This window comes from Brevundimonas sp., assembly GCF_036677305.1.
Lineage (GTDB): Bacteria > Pseudomonadota > Alphaproteobacteria > Caulobacterales > Caulobacteraceae > Brevundimonas.
The window spans coordinates 1-3,487 of the sequence record NZ_JAKFEB010000251.1 but is presented as its reverse complement, the minus strand read 5'-3'; the positions used below and the strand labels follow the sequence as shown (position 1 = coordinate 3,487).

The 3,487-nt window shown below is 67.4% G+C and carries 3 protein-coding genes; 2 read left to right on the top strand and 1 reads right to left on the bottom strand.

Annotated features, from left to right (window positions below; translation table 11 throughout):
• Positions 1-346 (top strand): sulfotransferase (locus V6M42_RS14380; RefSeq protein ID WP_332679142.1); only part of this gene is annotated, 346 nt, incomplete at its 5' end.
• 135 nt (positions 347-481) lie between these two features.
• On the opposite strand, the gene V6M42_RS14375 is transcribed toward V6M42_RS14380, so the two are convergent.
• Positions 482-880: a hypothetical protein gene (locus tag V6M42_RS14375; protein WP_332679141.1), complete on the bottom strand. Its 399-nt coding sequence runs from the start codon at positions 878-880 to the stop codon at positions 482-484.
• Positions 881-1,515: 635 nt separating this feature from the next.
• Between V6M42_RS14375 and ppdK the strand changes: the two genes are divergently transcribed.
• Positions 1,516-3,487 (top strand): pyruvate, phosphate dikinase (gene ppdK / locus V6M42_RS14370; RefSeq protein WP_332679140.1); only part of this gene is annotated, 1,972 nt, incomplete at its 3' end.

Below are 3,487 nucleotides of genomic sequence, written 5' to 3'. Positions count from 1 at the left end.
CCTGCATCTGGACCGGTCGATGGCGCATGCGCTGGATCTGGACGATCTGGTTCACTGGCACGGCCAGTACCGGCGGTTGATGGCCCACTGGAAGCGGCTGTATCCCGATATTCTCGACCTCGACTACGACGCCCTCGTGGTCGAGCCGCGGCCGGCGATCGAGAGGCTGCTGGCCTACCTCGGGCTGGAGTGGGAGGAGGGTGTTCTCGACTTCCACAAGGCCGAAACAGGCGTGCGAACGGCCAGCGTCTGGCAGGTGCGCGAGCCGCTGTACCGCCGGGCGTCGGGCCGGTGGCGGAACTATGAGACGCATCTGGCGGGGGTGCGGGCGGCGCTGGCCCTGTGATCCCGCGCGCGGGCCGGCTGAGGTTCAGTCTCGCTTCCGTGTGGAGGCGTGTCCCCCGCTCGCGAGGTCTTCATCTCGCACACCGGCCAATGTCAGCTCCCCACCCGTGGCGGACCTTGCTTGCGGTCACTTTCGCTATCGCGAAGTGCTCGCAGACATTCTGAAATGCTCACGCCACGCCGCGACTGATGCGGTGCGTTCCGCTTCGGTCGCACCATTATAGATAAAGCCGAAGTGCTCTCCGGTGATCTGATTGAGCACTGCCGCCAAGGCATCGACCACCTGCTTCGGACCATAATGTCGGATACCTTCGAACGCGTCAGGCGCCAGGCTCTCAAGCGAAATGGCGGGCCATGGGAGTGGCCGACGATCATCCATGAGCGCGACGAGGGTCGGGGCTGCCTCAGGTCCGATGGCAATAAGCCGGTCAAACAGGGCCTGCTGTTCGTCCCTGCTCGCCCTTCCCGGAGGCAACGTGGCAATCTGCTCCACGATCTGTTGGACGTCGGAGCGGATAGAAGCGGGACCTGACATAGGTGGCTGGTTGGGCTTCGCGCAGTTCGCCAAAGCCGGTAAGGCCAAGCCGATCACGGACGCGACCGCAATGAGAGCCCGTCGCATTGGTGTGTCCCCTACCAAGGCCGATTGCTTGGCCAAGAGCGAGCATGCCCGGCCCGACCTGCCCGTGGCAATGTCCGCTTTCCACCTCAGGCGACCTCGACAATGTCCGCCTGCGGCGCGCTTGATCCAGCACGCGAGGCGGCGACCGCCCCGGCCTCCCGAGCGCGAGCCCGGGACTCCCGCCCCGCCCGATCCGCCCCTTCCGCCCCCGCTTTTCGAGACACTCGCCCTCGAGAGCGCGCCGCCAGACCCCGTCCGTCCGATTCTGACGTGGCTGCATGCTTGAATGACGTCATGAAGGATACGCACCGTTTCATGGGCGCGCGCCGCCCGGTCAGAGCACCGATTTCGACGAAACCGGAGGGAAGGCGGAGAGGGCGAATGTCTCCAGAGTCTCCATTTGCGCATTTTCCCGAACGGGCGGGGACTCTCGCCCCCTCAAGCCGGAACGTCACAGCCGCTCACGGTTTGTTACAGCCCCGGCCTCGCCTTCGCGGGCGCAGCACGTTAGTCAGGCCGGACGAAACGACAGGCTCAGGGGCTATTCGATGACTCAGTGGGTGTACGGCTTCGGCGGCGGTTCCGCTGACGGCGATGCGTCGATGAAGAACCTGCTGGGCGGCAAGGGGGCCAACCTGGCCGAGATGTCTTCGCTGGGCCTGCCCGTGCCCCCCGGTTTCACCATCACGACCGAGGCCTGCGTCCACTACTATTCCAACGGCCAGAGCTATCCGGCCGAGCTGGCCGAACAGGTCGCCGCCGGGCTGAAGACGGTCGAGGCCGTCGTCGGCAAGACCTTCGGCGATGCGAAGAACCCGCTGCTGGTCTCGGTCCGTTCGGGCGCCCGCGCCTCCATGCCCGGCATGATGGACACGGTCCTGAACCTCGGCCTCAACGACGAGACCGTGGAGGGGCTGGCCGCCCTGTCCGGCGACCGCCGCTTCGCCTTCGACAGCTACCGCCGCTTCATCACCATGTACTCCAGCGTCGTGCTGGGCCTGTCGCACGACGACTTCGAGGAGGTGCTGGACGACCACAAGGACCGTCTGGGCGTCACCATCGACACCGACCTGGGCGCGAAGGACTGGGAGAAGGTCGTCGCCGACTACAAGGCGGTGGTCGAGGACCGGCTGGGCCAGCCCTTCCCGCAGGATCCCAACGACCAGCTGTGGGGCGCCGTCTCGGCCGTCTTCGCCAGCTGGATGAACGACCGGGCCAAATTCTATCGCCGCATGCACGACATCCCCGAAAGCTGGGGCACGGCGGTCAACGTCCAGTCGATGGTCTTCGGCAATATGGGCGACACCTCGGCCACCGGCGTCGCCTTCACCCGCAACCCGTCGACGGGCGAGGCCCGGCTGTATGGCGAGTTCCTGATCAACGCCCAGGGCGAGGACGTCGTCGCCGGCATCCGCACGCCCCAGTCGCTGACGAAGGCGGGCCGCGAGGAGATGGGCGAGACCGCCCCCTCGATGGAGGAGGCCATGCCGGTCGTCTTCGGCCAGTTCGTAGACGTCGTCGGCCGGCTGGAGAGCCACTACCGCGACATGCAGGACATCGAATTCACGGTCGAACAGGGCCGGCTGTGGATGCTGCAGACCCGCAACGGCAAGCGCACCGCCAAATCGGCCCTGAAGATCGCGGTCGATCTGGCCGCAGAAGGCGTGATCTCCGAGGAAGAGGCGGTGTCACGCGTGGAGCCGTCGGCGCTGGACCAGCTGCTGCACCCCACGCTCGATCCCAATGCTGTGCGCAATGTCGTGGCCGCCGGTCTGCCTGCCAGCCCGGGCGCGGCGACGGGCAAGATCGTGTTCGACGCCGATGAGGCCGAACGGCTCAACCAGCTGGGCGACGCCGTCATCCTTGTGCGCGAGGAGACTTCGCCCGAGGACATCCACGGCATGCATGCGGCGCGGGGCATCGTCACCGCGCGCGGCGGCATGACCAGCCACGCCGCCGTCGTCGCGCGCGGCATGGGCCGGCCCTGCGTCTGCGGCATCAACGAACTGTCGATCGACGAAAAGGCCGGGACCTTCACCGCCCGCGGCCGCGTCTTCAGGGCGGGCGAGACCATCACCATCGACGGCTCGAAGGGCGAGGTGCTCGACGGCGCCGTGGCCATGATAGAGCCCGAGCTGACGGGCGACTTCCAGACCCTGATGGCCTGGGCCGACAAGGTCCGCCGCCTGAAGGTGCGCGCCAACGCCGAGACGCCGCTCGACGCGAAGACCGCCCGCGGCTTCGGCGCCGAGGGCATCGGCCTGTGCCGCACCGAGCACATGTTCTTCGACGACGCCCGCATCGCCGCGGTGCGCGAGATGATCCTGGCCGACGATGAGGCCGGCCGCCGCGCCGCCCTGGGCAAGATCGCGCCGTTCCAGAAGGCGGACTTCGTCGAGCTGTTCGAGATCATGGCCGGCCTGCCGGTGACGGTGCGCCTGCTCGACCCGCCGCTGCACGAGTTCATCCCCCACACCGAGGCCGAGATCGACGCGCTGGCGGCAGCCCAGGGCCTCGACG

Bases quoted from the DNA above. Each gene is read 5' to 3' on its own strand.
- V6M42_RS14375 (WP_332679141.1), bottom strand. From the start codon at position 880: ATGTCAGGTCCCGCTTCTATCCGCTCCGACGTCCAACAGATCGTGGAG.